Consider the following 22,495-nt stretch of genomic DNA (forward strand, 5'->3'; position numbering starts at 1 on the left):
CGCATTGGATGAAAAGAGTCTTTAAGAAAGCCTTGCTAGGGGCGTTAACAATGGGAGTACTTGCCGGTTGTGCAGGTGAGAAAGACACCATTGTAATGGCGCCACTACCTCAGGTAGACAGTCAGTTTACAACCAGTAGTGAGTGGAGCACATCGGTTGGCGATGGTGTTGGTCATTACTTTTCAAAACTATCCCCTATATTTGCGAATGATACATTGTTCGTGGCAAGTCGTGATGGCTTAGTAAAAGCGCTGGATCCTGAGAATGGTAAACAACGTTGGCAAACGGACCTAGAAGAAGATGTCATTGCTCGTCTCTCTGGTGGTATCACAGCGGCATACGGAAACCTTTACATTGGCTCTGAGAATGGTGAAGTCATCTCTCTTGACCAAGAAACAGGTGAAATTGTTTGGCGTGTAAAAGTTGGTGGTGAGGTACTGGCGAAGCCAGTTGCAGATTCAGGCCTTATTATCATCAATACTAGCCGAGGCATGCTGATTGCCCTTAATGAGAGTACAGGTGAGCAACGCTGGGCATTAAGCACAGAAGTGCCGAACTTAACTTTACGTGGCGACAGTACTCCGACTGCAATTGGCGGCGGTGTATTTTGGGGAACGGCAAATGGCCGACTCGCAGCTGCTATCGTTGAGCGTGGTCAGTTGATTTGGCAACAGCCTGTTGGTACGCCAAAAGGCGCGACAGAAATTGATCGTTTGGTTGACGTTGATTCATCGCCAATTGTGCTAGGCGGTACTCTTTTCACCATTGGATACAATGGTCAACTTATCGCCATTGACTTGCGTTCAGCGAACCCGATTTGGAAGCGTAATTACTCATCTGCGACAGACATTTCTACAGATGGTAGTCGCATCTTTGTGATAACGGAAAAAGATCATGTTGTTGCCGTTGATTCACGAAGCGGGACTGAGTTGTGGGAAAACAGCTTGCTTGAGCACCGACAACTTACAGCGCCAGTTATTGTTGGCAATTATCTCGTTGTCGGTGACACGCTTGGTTACCTTCACTGGATGGATCGTTCAACGGGCGAATTTGTTGCGCAGCAGTTTGTCGATGATAGTGGCTTGGCAGTTGGCCCGACGTTATTGTCGGATGGTTATGTGATTACAACTCGCAACGGCGATGTAAAGAAACTAACCATTAACGAATAATATCGTGATATAATTCACATTCGGCTCCTGGCTGGTGACAGCTAGGAGCCGTTTTGTTGTTTGAATTTATTAACCCTGACGTGGTTATAGGTAAAAAGCTGGTTTGATTTGGCATCGAGCAAGTCGTTACCTATAACTACAGAAGAAAGATTATTGTAGAGGTTGTTATGGTACCTGTTGTAGCTCTAGTAGGGCGTCCGAACGTAGGTAAATCTACACTATTTAACCGATTGACTCGCACTCGTGACGCGTTGGTTGCGGACTTTCCAGGCCTAACGCGAGACCGTAAATATGGCCAGGCGAGACTTGGTGAAGAGCACGAATTCATTGTGATTGATACTGGTGGTATCGATGGCACAGAAGAAGGCGTGGAAACAAAGATGGCAGAACAGTCATTAGCCGCGATTGATGAGGCTGATGTTGTATTGTTCCTTGTTGACGGTCGTGCTGGTCTGACACCTTCAGATGAAGCAATTGCTGCGCATCTGCGTAAAATTGAAAAGCCAGCGATGCTGGTAGTAAACAAAATCGATGGTATTGATGCCGATGCGGCGTGTGCTGACTTTTGGCAGCTCGGCGTGGATGATATGTACCAGATTGCGGCCGCTCATGGCCGTGGTGTGACCGCTTTGCTTGAGCGTGCTTTATCTCCATTCTTTGATGATCTACTAACAAGTGAATCTGAAGAAGGTGAGATTGAAGACCTGACTGGATTCGAAGACGAAGAGCCTCTTGTTGAAGATTACACTGAAGAAGACGCAGAAGCAGAGTTCAAACGCCTTCAAGAGCAGCCGATTAAGTTGGCGATCATCGGTCGTCCTAACGTAGGTAAATCGACACTGACTAACCGTATTCTGGGTGAAGAACGTGTGGTTGTATACGATATGCCTGGTACAACGCGCGATTCTATCTACATCCCGATGGAGCGTGATGGACGCGAATACGTACTAATTGATACCGCAGGTGTTCGTCGTCGTGGTCGTATCAATGAAACGGTTGAAAAGTTCTCTGTTGTTAAGACGCTGAAAGCGGTAGAAGATGCAAACGTCGTTCTACTGGTGATTGATGCACGTGAAAATATTTCAGACCAAGACCTAAGCTTGCTTGGTTTTGCACTGAATGCTGGCCGCTCAATTGTCATCGCCGTTAACAAGTGGGATGGTCTAGACAGTGACGTGAAAGAAAGCGTGAAGAAAGAACTGGACCGCCGTCTAGGATTCGTCGACTTCGCGCGTATCCACTTTATCTCTGCGCTGCACGGTACTGGCGTTGGTCACTTGTTTGAATCTATTCAAGAAGCATATAACTCGGCGACAACGCGTGTGGGTACGTCAGTACTGACGCGTATCATGAAGATGGCTGTGGATGATCACCAACCGCCAATGGTTCGTGGTCGTCGTATCAAACTCAAATACGCACACGCAGGTGGTTACAACCCACCGATCGTTGTTATCCACGGTAACATGGTTCGTGAATTGCCAGATTCGTATAAACGTTATCTGATGAACTACTTCCGTAAGTCTCTGGAAATTATGGGAACACCGATTCGCATTAACTTCCACAACAGTGATAACCCATACGAAAACCGTACGAATAAGCTTACGCTATCACAAGAGCGTAAACGCAAACGTATGATGTCGATGGTGAAAAACCGCAATAAATAATGAAATTCGAATACCCAAGTTTCTACTTGGGTATTTTTTTATCAAAAGTAATCGTAAAAATGACTATCACAGCAACAAAGACTCGTTTTTGTCATCAAACATGGCAATTAGAAGCACAAATACAGCTCGTTCAATCTACGGAAGAAGTGACTTACGTTATTACAGATGTCACGCCGTTCCATCCCGTTAGTCACATATGGCCGGATCACCCTGCAGATAAAGGAACGTTGAAGGTGAATGGGTCTGAGCATGACGTAGTAGATTGCCAAGTTGGAGCAGTGGAGCAGGAGAGTGGTGCTTTGTATGTGGGTAGTGACATCCCTGTAAAGCGTGATGCTGAAGGTTGGGTGTTTGTCGTCGTGCATGTTTTATCACGTACGGAATCATTTGCAATTAATGACTTGGTAACATTAGCGGTAGATAAAGACTATCAAAATGCTGTGAGTCGAGGCCACACTGCAGGACACTTAGCGTATTTGGCGTTGAATAAAGTACTATCGGAAGACTATTGGCGAAAAGACGCAGACCGCAAAGACCCACATGGTTATTATGACTTTAATAGCTATGCGCAAGTTACTAGTTATGTCACTCCAGACAAGTGCCTCGATACGTACCGTTTAGGCAAAACACTCCGTAAAAGAGGATTAAACAGTGCAGATATGCTGAATGACCTCCAGGCGATTGCAGAAAAAGTGAATGGCCAACTGGTTGAATGGCTTCAAAGAGATGCGATGATCACCATGGAATGCCACGGCGATAGATTAACGGATTCTCGCTATTGGAAGTGCGATTTAGGGGAAGGTCAATTAGCGGTAATCCCTTGTGGTGGAACGCATGCGAGCCATTTAAATGAGTTTGCTTTTATCCAAGTTAAACTCGTTAAGCTCGACGCTCAAACTATCGAAATGCACACCAATGTAAACACTGCTTTTTGAATAAGATCTTTTTATTAAATTCTGATTTTTCGTTTAATTAAATCTATTTAGGGTTTTTTATTCTGTCTTAAATTGGAATGCAGAATATGTAACTTATGCTTTCGGTGTGTGGTTATATAAATATTCTTTTAAGGGGTGATCGCTGATCAAGGAGTAAATATCAGACGATCAGTATAAGATCCTACGTATCAAGTATGGTTAACGCCTCGTGAAACTTGTTGGGGCGGTGATGAAGATCAACATACTTGTTCGTTATTTTGAGTAGCATGCGTTACTCGAAATTGCTTAGTTTAGAGAGAGGAACGGGATATGCAGCAGAACATTTGCCCGACTTGCAATGTCGAACTGGAATGGACAGGACAATACCATTGTGCACAGTGTGAATCGGATTTTAAAAAAGTAGGTTTTTGCCCTGATTGTGAGGCGGAGCTGGAGAAGCTGCAAGCATGCGGTGCTGCGAGTTACTTTTGTAATGTGTGTAATGAACTCAAATCAAAATCACGTGTCCGATTTGAGTTCCAGAAAATCAGTTAACCAGAGTTTGTATTCAGTTAACGGTAGAGCGAACGTCGCCTTCGGCTAATCGAGTAATCAATACATCTCCCGATTTTACATCTGAAGATTGAGTAATCACTTTACCTTGCTCAGTTTGAGTAATTGAGTAACCTCGTTTCAATGTCGCTAGTGGGTTGACGGTGTCTAATTTCTCTGCAGCAATCGCGAGTTGATGGCGCATAGTCAGTAATTTGCGATCCATTGCATCCATGAGCTTTTGCTCAACACGTTCTAGCTTCGACTTCTGCTCGGCAAGGCGTGTTACAGGAGAATTTAATTGCAGCCGATAATGTTGACGCTCGATTCGCTGTTGACGCAAGGCAATAAAACGACTCATCGCTCGCTGTAAGCGCATGTCCAACTCATCTAACTGTTGCGTCTGACGTTGCAAGCGATAGCTTGGGTGCTGTCTCTCTAGACGGTGCACTAATTGAGCAGATTGCTGCTTTTGTTGTGCTAGGTAGTAACGCATCGCGCTCGCTAACTTATGCTGGCGGGTAACTAAAGCTTGATCTTTGTGGCTGTTATCACGGCTTACTAGCTCAGCGGCTGCTGATGGAGTAGGCGCGCGTACGTCGGCGACAAAATCAGCTATTGTCACGTCAACTTCATGTCCAACGGCGCTAATAATAGGAATTTGGCTTGCTGCAATCGTGCGAGCTAATATCTCGTTGTTAAAGCACCATAAGTCTTCTAATGAACCACCACCTCGGCCCACAATTAGCACATCACATTCATCACGGCTGTTAGCGCGACCAATGGCTTGTGCAATTTGAATGGCTGCGTCCTCACCTTGTACCACTGTCGGATAAATCACAACAGGTAGGGAAGGATCACGACGTTTCAATACGTCTAAGATATCGTAAAGCGCGGCACCAGTTTTCGATGTGATGACGCCAACACGTTTAGGGTGCTCAGGCAAAGATTGCTTATTGGTTTGCGCGAACAACCCTTCTGCTGCAAGCTTCATTTTCAGCTCTTCAAACTCTTGCTGAAGACGGCCGTCACCTTCCGGTTGCATGCTTTCGATGATCAATTGGTAGTCACCGCGAGGCTCATAAAGAGACAGACGAGCTTTTACTAGGACTTGATTACCGTTAGCGGGTTTGAAAGTAACGCGGCGATTGTTACCACGAAACATGGCACATTTAACTTGAGCGCGAGAGTCTTTAAGAGTGAGGTACCAGTGACCAGAGACAGGAGCTGAAAAGTTGGATATCTCTCCGACGAGCCAAACGATCCCCATTTCGTTTTCAAGGAGTAAACGAACTTCTGCGTTGAGACGAGAAACAGTAAAGATGTTTTGATTGGTCTTGGAGAGCACAGCTAATCTCTTAGACGTGAGTATGGAAATTAGCGGCAATATAATACATAGCAAGGGGGTAATTGCAAGAAAAAAATTAAAAAATTTGTGGTCAAGCGATTGCGTTAACCGTATAATCCCTCCGCAATATCTAATCCAAATGTAGCTTGTTGCTAACACAGGTTACCCTCATTATGCGAAACGATGAGATTGGATTGTTCTTTTTACTCTTCTAATTGTGAGATATTGCAAATGCTAAGAATTGCCAAAGAAGCGCTGACATTCGATGACGTACTACTTGTGCCAGCACACTCCACCGTTCTCCCAAACACAGCTGATCTTCGCACTCAGCTAACTAAGAACATCACCCTAAACATCCCAATGATTTCAGCGTCTATGGACACTGTTACTGAAGCTCGTCTAGCAATTGCGCTAGCGCAAGAGGGTGGCATTGGCTTTATCCACAAGAACATGTCTATTGAGCAGCAGGCAGCCGAAGTTCGTAAAGTTAAGAAGTTCGAAGCTGGTATGGTAACTGACGCGGTTACTGTAAACCCTGACGCGACCATCGCTGATGTTGTTGCACTCACTGAAAAGCATGGTTTTGCAGGTTTCCCTGTTGTCACTGAGAGCAATGAGCTTGTTGGTATTATCACTGGTCGTGACGTTCGTTTTGTGACGGACCTTTCTAAGAAAGTATCTTCAGTAATGACGCCAAAAGAGAAGTTGGCAGCAGTTAAAGAAGGTGCAACACGAGAAGAAGTGCAAGAGAAAATGCACGAAGCTCGTGTAGAGAAAGTATTGGTTGTGAATGATGAGTTCCAACTAACCGGTATGATTACTGCGAAAGACTTCCACAAAGCAGAACGTAAACCAAACGCATGTAAAGATGAGCGTGGTCGCCTACGTGTTGGCGCAGCCGTTGGTGCTGGCGCTGGTAACGAAGAGCGTGTTGCTGCTCTAGTTGAAGCAGGCGTTGACATTCTACTTATCGACTCTTCACACGGACATTCTGAAGGTGTACTAAACCGCATCCGCGAAACTCGCGCTGCTTACCCAGATCTAGACATCATCGGTGGTAACGTAGCAACAGGTGCTGGTGCTAAAGCACTAATCGAAGCTGGCGTAAGCGCAGTGAAAGTTGGTATCGGCCCTGGTTCTATCTGTACAACTCGTATTGTAACGGGTGTGGGAGTTCCACAAATCACTGCAATCGCAGATGCGGCAGAAGTGGCTAATGATTATGGTATTCCGGTTATTGCTGACGGTGGTATCCGTTTCTCAGGTGATATCTGTAAAGCAATCGTAGCTGGCGCATCATGTGTGATGGTTGGTTCTATGTTTGCTGGTACTGAAGAAGCGCCGGGTGAAGTGATTCTATACAATGGCCGTTCTTACAAGTCTTACCGCGGCATGGGTTCTCTTGGTGCTATGTCTCAAGGTTCTTCTGACCGTTACTTCCAGTCTGACAACGCAGCGGACAAGCTAGTACCAGAAGGCATTGAAGGTCGTATCGCATACAAAGGCCGTCTAAAAGAGATCGTACACCAACAAATGGGTGGTCTACGTTCAAGCATGGGTCTAACTGGTTCTGCAACTATCGAAGATATGCGTACGAAAGCTGAATTTGTACGTATCTCTGGTGCAGGTATGCAAGAGTCTCATGTACACGATGTTCAAATTACTAAGGAAGCGCCGAACTACCGTCTAGGGAACTAATTACCTAACGGAAACGTTTGCTTTTTCCTTGAAGCATTAAGAAGAGGCGAGTACACTCGCCTCGGTTTTAATCACTTAGCCTTAAAAAGACTGCTCAAAATGACTAAAAATATCCATGACCAACGTATTCTGATCTTGGACTTCGGTTCTCAGTACACTCAATTAGTAGCACGCCGCGTACGTGAAATCGGCGTTTACTGTGAACTATGGAGCTGGGATGTAGAAGAAGCGGATATTCGCGAATTCAACCCAGATGGCATTATCCTATCTGGCGGTCCAGAAAGCGTAACGGAAGAGAACTCTCCACGCGCGCCTCAATATGTGTTTGATTCTGGTGTTCCTTTGCTTGGCGTATGTTACGGCATGCAAACCATGGCGGAACAGTTAGGAGGCAAAGTAGCGGGCTCTAACGAACGTGAGTTTGGCTACGCTCAGGTTAAAGTTTCTGGTGAATGTGCTCTATTTAAAGACCTTGAAGCAACTCAAGACGTTTGGATGAGCCATGGCGACAAAGTAGTAGAGATCCCAGCCGATTTCGTAAAAGTTGGTGAGACAGACACTTGTCCTTACGCTGCGATGGCGAACGAAGAGAAGAAATACTACGGTGTTCAGTTCCACCCAGAAGTGACACACACAAAAGGTGGCCTACAAATGCTTGAGAACTTTGTTCTTGGCGTATGTGGCTGTGAGCGTCTATGGACTTCGGAATCTATCATCGAAGACGCGGTTGCTCGCATTAAAGAGCAAGTGGGTGACGACGAAGTTATCCTAGGTCTATCTGGTGGTGTTGATTCATCGGTAGTTGCGATGCTGGTTCACCGTGCAATCGGCGACAAGCTAACGTGTGTATTTGTTGATAACGGTCTACTGCGTCTAAACGAAGGTCAACAAGTAATGGATATGTTCGGCGACCAATTTGGTTTGAACATCATCAAAGTTGACGCTGAAGAACGCTTCCTAAAAGCACTTGAAGGCAAGTCTGACCCAGAAGAGAAGCGTAAGACTATCGGTCACGTATTCGTAGATGTATTCGATGAAGAGTCTAAGAAGCTGAAAAACGCGAAATGGCTAGCTCAAGGTACGATTTACCCTGATGTAATCGAGTCAGCTGCATCTAAGACTGGTAAAGCGCACGTGATCAAATCGCACCACAACGTGGGCGGTCTTCCAGATGACATGGAAATGGGTCTTGTTGAGCCACTACGTGAGTTGTTCAAAGATGAAGTACGTAAGATTGGTCTAGAGCTAGGCCTGCCTTATAACATGCTTTACCGCCACCCATTCCCAGGTCCTGGTCTAGGTGTTCGTGTTCTTGGTGAAATCAAGAAAGAGTACTGCGACTTGCTACGCCGTGCTGATGCTATCTTTATTGAAGAGCTTCACGCTGCAGACCTATATGACAAAGTATCTCAAGCGTTCACGGTATTCCTACCAGTTCGTTCTGTTGGTGTAATGGGCGATGGCCGTAAGTACGATTGGGTTGTGTCTCTACGTGCGGTAGAAACTATCGACTTCATGACTGCTCATTGGGCACACCTACCATACGACTTCCTAGGTAAGGTTTCTAACCGTATTATCAACGAAGTTGATGGCATTTCTCGTGTTGTTTACGACATTTCAGGTAAGCCACCAGCGACTATCGAGTGGGAATAATGCTCCTTTAAGAAAGGTCTGGCATTAACAAGCACTAAATCATACTTAAGTCCGCGTAATTGCGGACTTTTTTTGTTTTTGGCTTAGTCATTTTTGGCAATGTCTGGCAACGCCAAGCACGGTTTGACCGTGGTATTTTGATGGGTATGATTCATCGGTAATGCCATGGATTACGCACGATACCATGCTGAGTGTTTTTGATGGGGCATGGTATTAAATTTTCATATCTATCTGTTTTATAAAGATTAATTTCTAGATTTTTAGAGGTTTTTCAGCATGGTATCAAACAAGAATAATAGGTCGAAACATGCTGACTGATACCAAGCTACGCAATCTCAAACCCAAAGATAAACTTTACAAAGTCAATGACCGTGATGGCCTCTATGTTGCTGTCACTACCGCAGGCTCTATCTCTTTTCGCTACAATTACTCGATCAATGGCAGGCAAGAAACTATTACCTTTGGTCGCTACGGAGTAGGAGGCATCACGTTAGCAGAAGCGCGTGAGCGTCTCAATGAAGCGAAGAGAATGGTTACTGATGGAAAGTCACCGGCCAAAGAGAAAGCCCGTGCTAAGGCGAGAACCAAAGATGCTGAAACCTTTGGTGCCTGGGCTCAGAAATGGCTGCGTGGCTATCAGATGGCTGATTCTACCCGGGATATGCGTCGCTCAGTCTATGCCCGAGAGTTAGAGGGTAAATTTGGCAATCAGAAGCTGACAGAAATCACTCATGAAGATCTGCGAGCATTGACTGACGCGATAGTAGAGCGTGGAGCACCGGCAACAGCTGTGCATACGCGTGACATTGTACTCCAGGTGTATCGATGGGCGATTGAGAGAGGGCAGAAAGTTGAGAACCCGGCAGACTTGGTGAGGCCCGCCAGTATTGCTCGATTTGAACCAAGAGACCGAACGTTAACACCGGCTGAGATCGGTTTGATGTACCACTACATGGAAAAGGTAGGTACAACCCCTTCGATTCGTGCTTCGGTAAAGCTGCTGTTGCTGACTATGGTACGCAAAAGTGAGTTAACCAACGCAACTTGGAGCGAAATTAACTTTAGCGAAGCGTTATGGACGATTCCTAAAGAGAGGATGAAACGACGTAACCCGCACTTGGTATTTTTGTCACGCCAGGCGATGGATATTCTGATCGCCTTGAAGACATTTGCCGGTGGGTCTGATTACATTCTTCCTTCCCGTTATGACTCTGATGCTCCAATGAGTAGTGCGACGATGAACCGAGTCATGGATTTGACATATAAGGCTGCGCAAAAGGAAGGTCAGTCACTAAGTAAGTTTGGGCCGCATGACCTGCGTCGAACAGCGAGCACTTTGCTACATGAAGCTGGATACAACACTGACTGGATAGAGAAGTGCTTGGCACATGAACAAAAGGGAGTGAGAGCGGTATACAACAAAGCCGAGTACCGAGAACAGCGCGCGGCTATGTTGCAGGATTGGGCTGACATGATTGATGAGTGGATAACTTGTCACGCTAAGTAAAATTAGAGTGGGGAGTTGAACCCCACTCATTAAAAGTCTCTTCAAGGGGACTTTTACTGTATTTAACGAAATTAAGTTAAAGGTAGTTATTAATGGTCTCAATATGGTGCATCATACTTAACTTCTTAGGTACACCTAAGGCGTGATACGTCCCGTTTACGTGAATTTTAATATACTCTTGAAACCCAAGTGTGTTTTGATCAAGGCTAGGCGTGACATTAGCAAAATCAATCATTTCCTGCAGAGCCTCCTTGAACTTACCGGCAGGGTCACTTTGATCATTCGGGTTTTTGGTCGATAGGCTATGTTTAACGTACATATTACTATTTGATTGTTCTATATACGTAATATGAAGTGCAATAACAAAAGCAGGCCCTCCAGATGTGGACCAAGCATCGTCAATTGTTAAGAAATCTCCAAACCCGATCTGATGTTGGATCATTGGGGTTACGTACGATACATGGGCGTCTGAGAAAAACTGCGGTGCTCGACTGTAGTCAGCATTTCTTGGTTTGGATGGGAAAGAGCTATCAACAATTACGCTACGTGGTAATGAGTTTCTGAAAGAGTGAGAGTATCTATTTAAGTTCTGGATAATATTTGCAACAGAATTGCTTGTATAGGGAGTGATATTTGATTGTATATCTTCTTGTAGGTACAGGGAGAATGGAACACTATCGTTGATTAATTGTTGTAGTAAGGTGTTGACGTATATGATGTTTTGATTATGTAGCCTTATGCATGGAATAAAAGATACGGTACGTTTAGATAATTCAACGTTTAGAAAATCCGGAGAGTCACTCGCTAAATCACCTACTTGAGGGTTTACGATAACATGAGGTACAACATTATGATTGTTTAGTACTTCAATCGTTGCACAGAGGCGATCGATGTTGTCGTTAATTGGCTCAATTATAGGGCTAACTTTAGTTGAATTAAGTCTCGGAGCTACTTCTTTCAGTGCCGCTAACTCAAACTGCTTTCCTCTCATATATGGAAAATACATCATAATCCTCACTATTAAACTGATTGCATTCAAGTAGAGATGATATGATGTTGTCCTTACCTTTTTTGTGAATGCTGTAGCTTATGCCAAGATTTTTCATCGATTTTGGTAGGTTGCTGATGAATTTGTGATCATTTCGACGGTATGTTTTAAGCACTCGCTTGAAATGTTTATTAGCTTCAGCTTCATTCAACGAACAAAAAATTTCTTTACACTCGCTAAATAACTCGGTTTGCGGGCAATTCGGAACAGCTCCTGTGACTCTGTGTGCAATGTCGGTGTACTCTTCTTTCCTCAAAGTATGAAACATCAATTCCGTATCAAAACTCTTGTTTAAAGGGGCTTCTATTTTCTTACTCAACTGATTTCTCTTGTTTGATAACAAAACACCAAAGCGAGGAATATCCTTTTGAATTTTGAGTAAGGCATTTAAATGCGCTTCGTGAGTAACAACGTATGTTTTATCAAAGGAGGAAGTGTAAGCTGACAACTGCTCAGGAAGACGCTTTAAGGAATCAAATTTAGTTTTTATTTCGTAGCACGTAGAAGATCCATTTATGATCACACAGTCCGCTTTGTTGGTGCCAATACGCAATTCACTGAGCATGCTTGCGGTGTTCATTGAATGAGTTCCTAGCAAAATATTATTAGCAATAATATTTTTGATAACATATTCATTCGGGTAGTGCTTACAAAGGAGTTTGTACGCTTCTTCAAACAATTCAGAAAGACTTTGCACATGGGATAGTGTAGGGAAGTCACTAGCGATATCTTGCACAAGGCTCAGATCTCCTTGAGCAACTTTAGTTATGTTTGTGCTGGTAAACATTTTTGCTAGTTGCTTGTAATTCATGGTTATATCCGATGCGGAGTTACTTAAATACTCTTTAATCTATTGCATATAATAGTCTTAGAAAGGCGATGATTCTAGAGTAAAGGCAATGCGAACTCAACCTGACAACGTTAGTTTGATACGATCTAGAGAAGTGGATAGTACGCTCATGAATGCACTATCCAAAAGAGAAGCTGTTATATATTAAGACTAGTTTTGGTTTCCGTTTGAGCTATGTTCTGCTTTTATTTATCTCCATGAATTTAGTCTTTCTAAATCAAATTTTAGCCGCTAAAATTCTGTTAGCTTTGGGTGCTGGGTAAGAGAAACTCGTCACGAATTGTTCCCAAAGCTTTAGACACCGCTTGGTGAGTTATTTTTTTACCACCAAGTTTAGTTAGCTTTTGAGCAATTTCTTTCTGATTAAGGCCTTGCTTTCTCAGAGCGAGCATTCTTTTCTTATTGTCAGTAAGTCTTGAATCGACCATTCTTCGGGCTATATTACGCAAAGCTCCTTCGTCATCTGCTCCAAGAGTTGTACCAGCTCCAGTCAAGCGCACAGCCGCTTCATTAATGAGCCTTTCTGTCTCGCCTTTTAGCTCTATCGGGTACTCGAAATTATCCCTGATATAATGGAAAAATACGTCAGCTTGCTTTTGCGTTAAGGACTTATCCTGGAGGAAGTGATAGAAATAAAGATCAACTAGTTCATCTCCTGAAACATCTTTAAGCTTTTCGACTTTGAAAACGTGAAGCCGTAATCGTCGATATTCTTTCTCAAATTGGCTCTTTGATTTCATAGCACTCCTATATACGGAGTTCCAAGTGCGACCATCTTTATTCTTCGGTTTATGATGAGGGCAATACCGGTGGCTAAGTTGCCTTTTTTTCTTATTATCCTGGTGTTGTTCGTTGTGGCCTTCTACTTCATCCTTAGGGTCTAGTATATTGTTATCTAACTTATAGAAATATTCTGCGAGTTCATTTCTTTGGCCACACAGCTCGCAGTAGGTTTGTTTTCGTTGCGCATTGAGTTTTGTATCTGCGCTATGTTGCCGAAATCGTGTGGGCGTAAGGTGAAGTTGCCATAAAAGCTCGAGCAGATTGTCTACAGTTCCTTGAAACTTAAAATCTATAGGCCGATATTGATGTTCAAGGTTCATAAAGTGTCTCAAGCGCTGTTTGATCACGTCATGAGCATTTTTGAACCCCATCATCATAATTAGATTGGTTATCGGGGTATCTTCTTTTAATTTTGATGCATATTTAATAGATACGATACGATCAGCCTTTTCTGTCAAAGTCGACTTGTTTTTTGAACGTGGCAAGGGTGAACGGTCAATATTCAGGTAGGGGTTTGGAAAGTAACAAAAATGACTCATAGGAAGAGATCGAAGGAACGCTGACACCTTAGGATCGATAACTTCTAAGATGAGCTCTCCAATAGGGCGCTTATCGGTTTCTAGTTTGTGGTGAGCTTTACTCCCCTTTAAATGGCTTCTAGGGTCTTTTCTTTTTGAATGTACTGTGTAGTGTGCCCAGCGCTCCCTAAACTCTCGTATGCCATCGGCAACAAAGGCGTCACAATCCTCCCAGACAGAGATATAGTATGCGTCTAAGCGATCACTTGCTTCCTTTTCGATTTCAGCATATTCCATTTACCACATCCCATTTACCACATCCCTCAACACAATACTGGATAATGTTACTACTGGTTAAGCAATGAGTCTATTAGCAACTAGTGGCATTTTTGGTGGTTGTCTTCTATTCATTTGAAAATAGTTTGAAGATTCAACCTAATTCGCCAAAACGTCCAATCCAGTGTCTAACAAATATTGGCATAGTCAGGTCTCAGCAACTAAGAGGAGGCAAAGACATGCAGGATCTGGCACATAAAACCCTGATTAACCGCAAGACACTACTTAAGATGATTCCTTTGTCTGATCGGACTATTTACAACATGGAGCAACGGGGAGAGTTTCCTCGACGAATAGTACTTACTAGCCGCAGTGTAGCGTGGGATCTTGCAGAGGTTGAAAACTGGATAGAAGAAAAACGCAGGTCTGCATTCAAAGCAGCTAGACCGGGCTTTTTTTGGTAGTCAGCAATCAATATGTCGTTTGAAGATTTTATGGATACAGAGTTCCTTGTATCAAACAATAAAAAAAATGTCCCAGTAGTGCGCCGTAAAACAAAAGTTGAGGTGAGATCGAGCTACGTAGACTCCATCATAGAGATTCAAGAATGCAGTGCTCAGGAGGCCAATGAACTCGGATTTATTGCTCGACTTCTGATTCAAGCAACCATGCCGCACAGTAATCCAAAATCGAATGAGTGGAGCCGGAAGAATGGTAATTTCACCATCCACATGATGGCACCATCATCTGTAGGTTTGCCTTTTGGTTGTTATGCACGCTATCTCTTGGTTTGGGTAAGTACACAAGCAGTGAGAAATAAGTCAAAACTGGACAATGGCTTTATCACTGAACAGGAAGCACGCAAGCTTGAACTGGGAGATTCTCAAAGAGGTTTTATGAAAAAACTAGGGGTGCGTTCAAGTGGGGGAGAAAATGGGCCAATAGACTCCTTTAGGGACCAAATGCGGCGGTTGTTCAAAACTACGATCAGTGTCAGTTATACAGAACTAAATGATGATAGTGGATATATTTGTGAAGATGAAACAGGAGCCAGGGTCGCTGATATTTCCCATATTTGGTGGAGTACAAAGCAATCCGATCAAGATTCATTAGGGGAATCTTGGGTGGAACTATCGCCTAAGTTTTTTCAACTTATTACAGATAAACCTGTCCCTTTGGATATGAGAGTTCTGCGGTTAATTAAGCGTTCTCCGATGGCCGTAGATATATATTGCTGGGCGACTTATCGGGTGAGTTATTTAAAGCGAGCCACAATTATCCCTTGGTTAGGTTTGATGGGGCAATTGGGAGCGAATTACGCCAATGTCAAAGACTTTAAACGACGGTTCAATGATGGACTTAAAAAGGTACAACAGGCATGGCCAGAACTAGATGCTACTCCAACCGAAAAAGGATTACTTTTGAAGCCAAGTGCTCCTCAAGTACCTCGACGGACAAAACGACAGATTGAACGGGATATTGAAGCGTAATGGAACTGTATACACCATCGTTTTAGGTATTAGTAAGTCTGGGAAATTAGAAAGTTATCCACGCATGTTTTGTCCCGCTTTAAAGGGGGAGTTTTGCGCATGTTTTGTCCCGGTTTACGCATGTTTTGTCCCGGAGTGCGCATGTTCTGTCCCGAGAAAGGCCAAAAAGTTTTTTAATAACAGATGGTTGTGGAACCTCCTATAGTACTTTCCTGTAGGTTTACCTATATAAAAAATTAACCTGTAGTTAAGAGAAAAATACAGTGGATAATTTGGTAAAGACTGAGCAGTTTGAGTATCGAAATTGGAATAATACAGTCTATAAAATACCGAACTGTTAAGCTGATTTATACATGTCTGAAACTGTCAATAGAATGGATTTGAACGGCATTGGTGGATTTTTAAGTTATTGAAAAATAGCTGTTTTAATGTTTCACCTTCTTGGCGTTTCAACATCTATTGACATTTGAGGGGCGGGGCGAGTGGACTGTAGAACATTTGAGTAACCTTCCAAGACTTTCTGACATATACATATAAATACAGACAAGATTCATCGTCTTTGCAGAAATATGCAGATAGCAAAACATGGATAAACAGTGCTGAGGTGCGGGCAAGATAGGTGAAGTAGGCCCACCAACAAGTTGATGGTTCCTATTTCACTCGTCCTTTATTCGCACCTTCGGGCTCAACGGTATCCTGCTCTACGAGGTCTCTAATTATCGACTTTAACCCTTGGAACTCCTAACCAGCTTTAAGGGGAATGACACCTATGTTTCAAAGATCTGAGGCCGCGCGTTTTTAAGGTGTCGCGCAGGTCGGACGCCAGGATAGAAAGTGACAACCTATCTTTGTAGAGGTCCACATTCACCGCTGATTTTCAGTAGGGGTAAAGGCTCATATCTATAGGTTTTGGGCCGATACAGGTTGGTGGGTGCAACTTAGTCACGACAATACTAAGGGCACTCAATTATGAACAACGTACGTATTTTAGCGGCTAAAATAACTACGGCCGCTATTTCATTAGCATTTATCTCTCCCATACCGGTAGTAGCTGGGATTCCGGTTGTTGATGGAACGAACCTGACACAAAATATTATGTCAGCAATGGAGTCTGTCACTCAAACAGCCAAGCAGATCCAACAGTACCAAACTCAGTTGCAGCAGTATGAAAACCAGCTGCAAAACACTATGGCCCCAGTGGCTTATATTTGGGACCAGGCACAATCGACGATTGATGATTTAACTCATGCCACCAATACGCTTGCTTATTATCAAAACCAGCTTGGTAGCCTTGATGCTTACCTAAGCAAATTCCAGGATGTGGCCTACTACCGCAGTTCACCTTGCTTCAATGGATCTGGAGGTTGTACGCCTGCAGAACAAGCGAAGATGGAAGAAAACCGTCGCTTGGCGTCCGAATCCCAAAAAACAGCCAACGATGCTCTCTTTGAAGGCTTGAAGCTACAGCATAAAAACTTGCAGGCTGACGCTCGTCAGCTGCACCGATTACAGTCAGCAGCTCAGGGAGCAGATGGTCAGTTAGCGGCTATTGGCTATGCCAACCAGCTTGCTAGTAACCAGGTCAACCAACTCCTTCAAATCCGTAGTTTGTTAATTGCTCAGCAGAATGCTGTTGGTTCTCGAATGCAGGCGGAAGCCGACCGCGAAGCTCAATATCAAGCGTCCCGTGAAAGGTTATTTGATATGGGAGAGCCTACCGACCGTTCAAAAAATAGGGGGTTCTAATCATGCAGAATATCATTCGAGTTTTTATCGTCAGCGTGCTGGCATCTTTCGTTCTGGTAGGGTGTGGTGAGGATGGAGGGCCAAAGCCTACAACGATCAACTGTAATAACCCGAACCTGACGAAAGAGCTGAGGGAAGAAGGGAACTGTCTTTGGGATATGGGCGAACGCACGGATCGCTCCAAGAATAAGGGGTTCTAATTATGAGCAAGATATTCATTCGACTTGTGATGCTACTAGCTGTGTTACTGACCTCGCAGACTGCGTCGGCGGCCATTGAGCCTAATGGTGTCTTGGATGAGGTAGCCGTGCGCTTCATGACCGCTAGTGCTACTTGGAGCACGGTAATTACAAACCATGCCGTGTGGCTGTTTTGGACGCTGGGTACTATATCTCTTGTTTGGACTGGCGGTACTTTGATCCTTAAACAAGCGGATATAAGGGAGTTCTTTGCCGAGTTTATGCGCTTTATCCTGACGTTTGGTTTCTTCCTCTGGTTACTCAGAAACGGCCCAGACTTTGCGACGTCAATCATCGACTCGTTGAGAACGATCGGTGCTCAAGCCGGTGGCCTTCCGAGAGACCTAACCCCCTCAGAGCCTATCAGCATTGCTTTCGACATTATTGTTAAAGCAGGTGAGTATTACAGCATCACAAGCCCTATAGATAACTTGTCTCTTTTCTTAATCACGCTAGCAATTTTGGCATGTATGGCGGTTGTGGCGGCTAATGTGTTGTTGGCCTTGGTAACTGCTTGGATATTGATATATGCCGGTGTTTTCGTGCTGGGGTTTGGTGGTTCGCGTTGGACTTCAGATATAGCAATCAACTACTTCAAAAGCGTATTGGGTGTCGCTTTGAAGTTGATGACAATGACTTTGCTCATTGGCATCGCCATGTCGATAATGGACGGTTTTTATGCTGAGCTATCCAATGATGCTCCTATGCGTGAACTGCTGGTGATCTTTGTCGTTTCACTGGTTCTCGTAATGCTTATTCACTCTGTTCCCAATGTGGTTGCTAGCCTAGTTCCCGGAGGTGGCGCGGCGGCGGGTGCTGGCAGCATAAGTGCTGGGGCGGTGGCTGGAGCGGCTGTTGCCACTGGTGGTATGGCTGCTAGTACAGCAATGGCTACCGCCGGCGGTGCGTCTGCTATTCAGGCTGCATTTACAAAAGCAGGTGAGAACGTAGCGAACAATACTGACGTTATGTCGAGCCTTAGCAGTGCATTTAGCGGTAGAGGTGACTCTGACGAGGCTGGCTCCTTCTCCCATGCTTCCGACCAATCTTCTAGTAATGGCGAATCCTCTGGCGGCTTTAAGGATAGTGTTGCAAAAGCGGGCCGCGTTGCAGCGGATACTGGCGCTAATTTGATTAAGGGAGTGGGAGATATGGCCGGGGAGCGTATAAGCCAAACCGCTGGAGGTCGTTTAGCCAGCTCAGTACGAAATAATATGAAAGGGGACGAGGAAGATGATAAGGAGGGTGACTGACGGCGCTTCTCCTGCATTTGACAACGATAAATTAGGCGGTGTAACTGGGTGGATGAATCAAAACGAAGGCTTTGATGGCCTGTCCAGTGAGGACCAGGAAGAAGTACGCCAAGCACATGCTGAGTGGCAAGAGCGCGATCCAGAAAAGCACACCTTCGACGTTGAGGACTACGTTTCGTATTCCCAGGAACAACAGCAGGAACGTAATGAAGAGGTTGCCAACTTTGTTAAAAAGGCCGTATGGCCTAACTAGATAAGGATTACTGATTATGGAGTTTAACTTTCCCCCCCAAAACCTTGCGGAAGTATTTGGCTTCTTTGCAGTGATGTTCATTGTGATGCTGGCCTTCTATTTTTTAGGACAGTGGCTGCACAACACCGGATATGGCACGAAAATGAAAGCCATTACCAACAAAATGGAGGTATTCCAACATAGGTTGGCAGGGCATGTTTACAAGAACATGATAAGGTCGGTCGATCAAATTGACAAAACGAGACGCTGGTCGTTTGGCCGACGCAAGTAATAAGAAAGCACACGGGCCAGTGATGGTGCACCGGCCCGTATTTTTACATACATCAAACCGATTATAGTGAAGCTGTAACTCGTTTTTGGACACAAATGAGTTTCGGAAATTTGAACATTAGTAAAACATGAATAACTTGAGGTATGGGAAAATGAAAAAGCCCACTTCCAGAGGTTGAGAAAGTGGGCGAAAAAACACAACACAATAAAGCAGAGTTTGCAGAGATAATATTGTTAAGCATGTGGGTGCATACTCCAACGAGTTGTTTATGACCAATAACTCATATTTTGACACTTTCTAGCTTGAAAGTACCATGGATAAAAGTTCAATCTGAGAAGCTTTGGAAAATTATCATCACCCCCATGACCGACCTTCACCAGCTAACTAAAAGTTGGATAATGGCTTGCCAGCGATTTTACTAAATTAGTAATTAAATAGTGATACAATAATCTTTTATATGAAGGGGGAGATATAAATGGAACTCATTTTTTTACCATTTTTAATAGTTTTTTTGTTCTGGAAACAAATAGAAATGGAAATAGATAATATATTGATTAGCGTAACATTTTTTTTGTACGCTATAGGCTTATTTCTTTTTGTGGACCTTCCGACAAATGCCAGAATTGGTAGCTTGTTCATAGGGCTACCATCTACCTCTTATCTAGCGTTTATATTTCCTTCTCTAATACCATGCGAAGAAAAGGTGGTTAAAACCACCTCTTGTATTATGCTTCTTGTTACTTCACTTCTTTTGTTCTACTTTCAACTTTTCGTATATGAGCAATAAATCAGTCTCTAGATTGTAGTTTTGAAGGCGTTTATCGAGTTCTTTTATAAAAACCAATTCTTCCTCTGTGAGCTTCGCCGAATCCATTTCGTTATAAACAGAGAGCGTTGTTTTTAAGTCAGATTCATTCATGTTTCCAATGTAGTTCAGCTCTTCTAACTTTGAACAAGATTCTATTCTCAAGCTACCTAACGCCGGCAACACCGGAAAATTAAAGTGGAGGTGAAGCCGGAGCTTTTATTTTTCCGGTGCTTGCCCTTGTTAAGCGCAGTGGCTTTAAGCGGCAATACAAAATTGCGCCTAATGCTCCCAAAAAATGGCCAATGTGATCAATTTTCATATCTAACGCTTTATTAGAACCACCTTTGAACTCTGAATCTAGGGCAAGCACTATTGCCAAAACCAGGAACAGTGAAATCGCTAAAAGCCACTCCTTGGTGGTTAATTCCTCTTCATCTGTAAAATAAGCAGCTGCCAGTCCGAAAACACCACCCGATATCCCGCAGACTAGAATATTTTCCGAATAGAATAGTATAGATGGTATAGATGCCAAGCCGCTCACAAGAAGTACTGCCAAATACCTCTTGGCTCCAACCCTGCGTTCATAAGCAGATGCTAGACCTAAGCCAATAACATTTGCAGTGAGATGAATCAGGTTACCATGGATAAATAAGTGCGATACTGACTGTAACGGCCACTTTAAAAACTGATCAATGTCATTACTCAGTGCGAACGTTCGATACAGGCTCTCATCTACGGAAATGAAACCAAAGTTTGTTGTCAGAAGAAATATAAAAAGAATTACAACCCCTGAACATATAGAAGCCCAAACAAATTTAAAGTTTTCACTATAGGTAATTGGAACAGCCTTCAAACTACTCGGAGCAGGCTTTATGAAAATCAATAAGCCGACATAAGTCACAACTGCGATAAGAAATATAATCATTGGACTAAAGGTATATTGCTCTCAATATGTTCTTGAACTTCCGGCAACAATTTTGCGACCTTTTCTACTCCCTTTAATTGTGCTTTTACTTTAATCTTTCGGTTGTTTTTGAATGTGAATTTCATAGGCCTTTGTAATAGCCCTTTTCCTATTTTTACGCTTTCAATGTCACCAAAGTCAAAAAAATCATGCTCCTTAAATTTACCTAACAAGCTCAATTTGTGGAAAGATACACCTTTCTCAGTAACAGCTAAGAAGTATGTTCTCATGCTTAGAATGAAAAGAGGGCCAATCAGTAAGAATAGCCAAATATTTGGTGGGCTTACAGCCTGAAAAAAACCTATTAGCGAGTCCCCGTCATTCAGATTCTCTTCAATGTGTTTTTTAGCCTGTTCTTTGTTCATCATTACTCCTAGTTATGTTTATGTGATCTCTGGTAAGCGCTTAACGCAGCCTTAAACGGTGAGTAATTGTTGGCTATAATGTGAAGCGAAGCGGAATCGAGCCAACTGTTACGAATCCGACTTTAAGGCCTTGTTATGTGCCGATTAAACCCATAGACATTATTTTCGATAATACTCGTTATATACTGATTGCAGCTAACGCTTTCTATACTGCGATTGTCCGTATTCCATGGCGAAATAATGCCTTCTTTCTTTTTTAATCTTCAACGATAAATCAATAAGATAGCAACCATTAAAAGGGTTGGGTCACACAGCACCGTTTAGTTTTGACAATTGCTAGTTTCAGATAACTTTTAGTAGGGGAAAGGCATATCTCTAGATTCTGTAAAGCACTTGAGATAAGTTGTAAACTGTTAATTTCCATTAATTTTTACACCAATATCAAACGGCGCTGCCCAATGAGAAGACACCGTAGCTGGGAGAGTCACGCTGGTGAGCTGGTTGTTATAAAACGCATCACTTCCAATGGTGGTCACAGAGTCTGGTATAACCACACTGGTGAGCTTGTTGTTCATAAACGCAGAATTGTGAATGGTGGTCACCGAATCTGGTATAACCACGCTGGTGAGCTGGTTGTTAAGAAACGCCCCATATCCAATGATGGTCACAGAGTCTGGTATAACCACACTGGTGAGCTGATTGCCATTAAACGCATCACTTCCAATGGTGGTCACCAAATCTGGTATAACCACATCAGTGAGCTGATTGCCTTTAAACGCCCTAGTTTCAATGGTGGTCACCGAATCTGGTATAACCACATCAGTGAGCCTGTTATTAGCAAACGCCCGCTTCCCTATCGAGGTCAATGTATCAGGGAGAATTACGCTGGTGAGCATATTATCAGCGAACACACTGTTACCAAGGGAGGTCACCGAGTCTGGGATTGTCACTCTGGTGAGCTGATTCACTCCAAACGCATGCTCTCCAATTGTGGTCACCGAATTTGGGATGGTTACGCTGGTAAGGTTGTTTAAAGAAAACGCACTATTTCCAATTGTGGTCACCGAATTTGGGATGGTTACGCTGGTAAGGTTGTTTAAAGAAAACGCACTATTTCCAATTGTGG

Annotated in this window: 21 protein-coding genes; 14 read left to right on the top strand and 7 right to left on the bottom strand. The window is 43.6% G+C overall.

All coding sequences use genetic code 11. The features are described from left to right. The first annotated feature begins 8 nt into the window (after positions 1-8). From bamB to R7M72_RS20610, 4 genes are all read left to right on the top strand, one after another. Positions 9-1,169: an outer membrane protein assembly factor BamB gene (gene bamB, locus R7M72_RS20595; RefSeq protein WP_213870854.1), complete on the top strand. Its 1,161-nt coding sequence runs from the start codon at positions 9-11 to the stop codon at positions 1,167-1,169. Between the two features lie 167 nt (positions 1,170-1,336). Next, positions 1,337-2,833 carry a ribosome biogenesis GTPase Der gene (gene der / locus R7M72_RS20600; RefSeq protein ID WP_017820569.1) on the top strand — a complete coding sequence of 499 codons (1,497 nt, stop codon included), beginning with the start codon at positions 1,337-1,339 and terminating at the stop codon, positions 2,831-2,833. Between the two features lie 59 nt (positions 2,834-2,892). Then, positions 2,893-3,768, top strand: coding sequence for a metal-dependent hydrolase (locus R7M72_RS20605; RefSeq protein WP_033905865.1), 876 nt, complete (start codon positions 2,893-2,895; stop codon positions 3,766-3,768). A 309-nt stretch (positions 3,769-4,077) separates the two neighbouring features. Next, a complete protein-coding gene (locus R7M72_RS20610) occupies positions 4,078-4,302 on the top strand; it encodes a zinc ribbon domain-containing protein (protein ID WP_012842112.1) in 225 nt (74 codons plus the stop codon). A gap of 13 nt (positions 4,303-4,315) precedes the next feature. Here the strand turns inward: R7M72_RS20610 and xseA are convergent, their stop codons facing one another. After that, the gene (gene xseA / locus R7M72_RS20615; protein ID WP_318056302.1) at positions 4,316-5,647 is read right to left on the bottom strand and encodes an exodeoxyribonuclease VII large subunit; all 1,332 of its coding nucleotides are present in this window, start codon (positions 5,645-5,647) and stop codon (positions 4,316-4,318) included. A 231-nt stretch (positions 5,648-5,878) separates the two neighbouring features. On the opposite strand from xseA, the gene guaB reads away from it, so the two are divergent. The 3 genes from guaB to R7M72_RS20630 all read left to right on the top strand — a co-directional run bounded on the left by guaB (position 5,879) and on the right by R7M72_RS20630 (position 10,505). Beyond that, positions 5,879-7,345 carry an IMP dehydrogenase gene (gene guaB / locus R7M72_RS20620; RefSeq protein ID WP_017633908.1) on the top strand — a complete coding sequence of 489 codons (1,467 nt, stop codon included), beginning with the start codon at positions 5,879-5,881 and terminating at the stop codon, positions 7,343-7,345. Positions 7,346-7,444: 99 nt separating this feature from the next. Next, positions 7,445-8,998, top strand: coding sequence for a glutamine-hydrolyzing GMP synthase (gene guaA, locus R7M72_RS20625; protein WP_005383721.1), 1,554 nt, complete (start codon positions 7,445-7,447; stop codon positions 8,996-8,998). Between the two features lie 307 nt (positions 8,999-9,305). Further along, complete coding sequence (locus R7M72_RS20630) at positions 9,306-10,505, top strand: tyrosine-type recombinase/integrase (protein WP_104974450.1); 1,200 nt, start codon at positions 9,306-9,308, stop codon at positions 10,503-10,505. A gap of 76 nt (positions 10,506-10,581) precedes the next feature. Here the strand turns inward: R7M72_RS20630 and R7M72_RS20635 are convergent, their stop codons facing one another. From R7M72_RS20635 to R7M72_RS20645, 3 genes are all read right to left on the bottom strand, one after another. Then, positions 10,582-11,514 (bottom strand): sce7725 family protein, encoded by a 933-nt coding sequence (locus R7M72_RS20635; protein WP_228010020.1) that lies wholly within the window; start codon positions 11,512-11,514, stop codon positions 10,582-10,584. Then, positions 11,477-12,364: a sce7726 family protein gene (locus tag R7M72_RS20640; RefSeq protein WP_104974448.1), complete on the bottom strand. Its 888-nt coding sequence runs from the start codon at positions 12,362-12,364 to the stop codon at positions 11,477-11,479. The genes R7M72_RS20635 and R7M72_RS20640 overlap by 38 nt, the downstream gene beginning before the upstream one ends. A 281-nt stretch (positions 12,365-12,645) precedes the next feature. Next, entirely contained in the window at positions 12,646-14,001 is a 1,356-nt protein-coding gene (locus R7M72_RS20645; protein WP_193837475.1) for a hypothetical protein, read from the bottom strand. A gap of 218 nt (positions 14,002-14,219) precedes the next feature. Between R7M72_RS20645 and R7M72_RS20650 the strand changes: the two genes are divergently transcribed. The 7 genes from R7M72_RS20650 to R7M72_RS20680 all read left to right on the top strand — a co-directional run bounded on the left by R7M72_RS20650 (position 14,220) and on the right by R7M72_RS20680 (position 19,232). After that, positions 14,220-14,444, top strand: coding sequence for a helix-turn-helix transcriptional regulator (locus R7M72_RS20650; protein WP_017633904.1), 225 nt, complete (start codon positions 14,220-14,222; stop codon positions 14,442-14,444). Positions 14,445-14,456: 12 nt separating this feature from the next. Continuing rightward, positions 14,457-15,470, top strand: a complete 1,014-nt coding sequence (locus tag R7M72_RS20655; RefSeq protein ID WP_193837476.1) for a replication protein RepA — start codon at positions 14,457-14,459, stop codon at positions 15,468-15,470. Positions 15,471-16,439: 969 nt separating this feature from the next. Further along, positions 16,440-17,216: a P-type conjugative transfer protein TrbJ gene (gene trbJ, locus R7M72_RS20660; RefSeq protein WP_104974445.1), complete on the top strand. Its 777-nt coding sequence runs from the start codon at positions 16,440-16,442 to the stop codon at positions 17,214-17,216. Between the two features lie 2 nt (positions 17,217-17,218). Continuing rightward, the gene (locus R7M72_RS20665) at positions 17,219-17,416 is read left to right on the top strand and encodes a hypothetical protein (RefSeq protein WP_193837477.1); all 198 of its coding nucleotides are present in this window, start codon (positions 17,219-17,221) and stop codon (positions 17,414-17,416) included. 2 nt (positions 17,417-17,418) lie between these two features. Next, a complete protein-coding gene (gene trbL, locus R7M72_RS20670; protein ID WP_193837478.1) occupies positions 17,419-18,708 on the top strand; it encodes a P-type conjugative transfer protein TrbL in 1,290 nt (429 codons plus the stop codon). A gap of 52 nt (positions 18,709-18,760) precedes the next feature. Further along, a complete protein-coding gene (locus R7M72_RS20675) occupies positions 18,761-18,961 on the top strand; it encodes a conjugal transfer protein TrbL (RefSeq protein WP_140114816.1) in 201 nt (66 codons plus the stop codon). A gap of 16 nt (positions 18,962-18,977) precedes the next feature. Then, positions 18,978-19,232 (top strand): hypothetical protein, encoded by a 255-nt coding sequence (locus R7M72_RS20680; RefSeq protein ID WP_017056224.1) that lies wholly within the window; start codon positions 18,978-18,980, stop codon positions 19,230-19,232. A gap of 998 nt (positions 19,233-20,230) precedes the next feature. Here R7M72_RS20680 and R7M72_RS20685 read toward each other — a convergent pair. The 3 genes from R7M72_RS20685 to R7M72_RS20695 form a co-directional block, all read right to left on the bottom strand. Then, positions 20,231-20,965, bottom strand: a complete 735-nt coding sequence (locus R7M72_RS20685) for a rhomboid family intramembrane serine protease (RefSeq protein ID WP_054576351.1) — start codon at positions 20,963-20,965, stop codon at positions 20,231-20,233. Beyond that, positions 20,962-21,369 (bottom strand): hypothetical protein, encoded by a 408-nt coding sequence (locus R7M72_RS20690; protein ID WP_017633897.1) that lies wholly within the window; start codon positions 21,367-21,369, stop codon positions 20,962-20,964. Before R7M72_RS20690 ends, R7M72_RS20685 begins: the two co-directional genes overlap by 4 nt. 413 nt (positions 21,370-21,782) lie before the next feature. After that, positions 21,783-22,495 (bottom strand): leucine-rich repeat domain-containing protein (locus R7M72_RS20695; RefSeq protein WP_318056303.1); only part of this gene is annotated, 713 nt, incomplete at its 5' end.

It is taken from the genome of Vibrio sp. YT-18, from assembly GCF_033337345.1.
Classification (GTDB): domain Bacteria; phylum Pseudomonadota; class Gammaproteobacteria; order Enterobacterales; family Vibrionaceae; genus Vibrio; species Vibrio alginolyticus.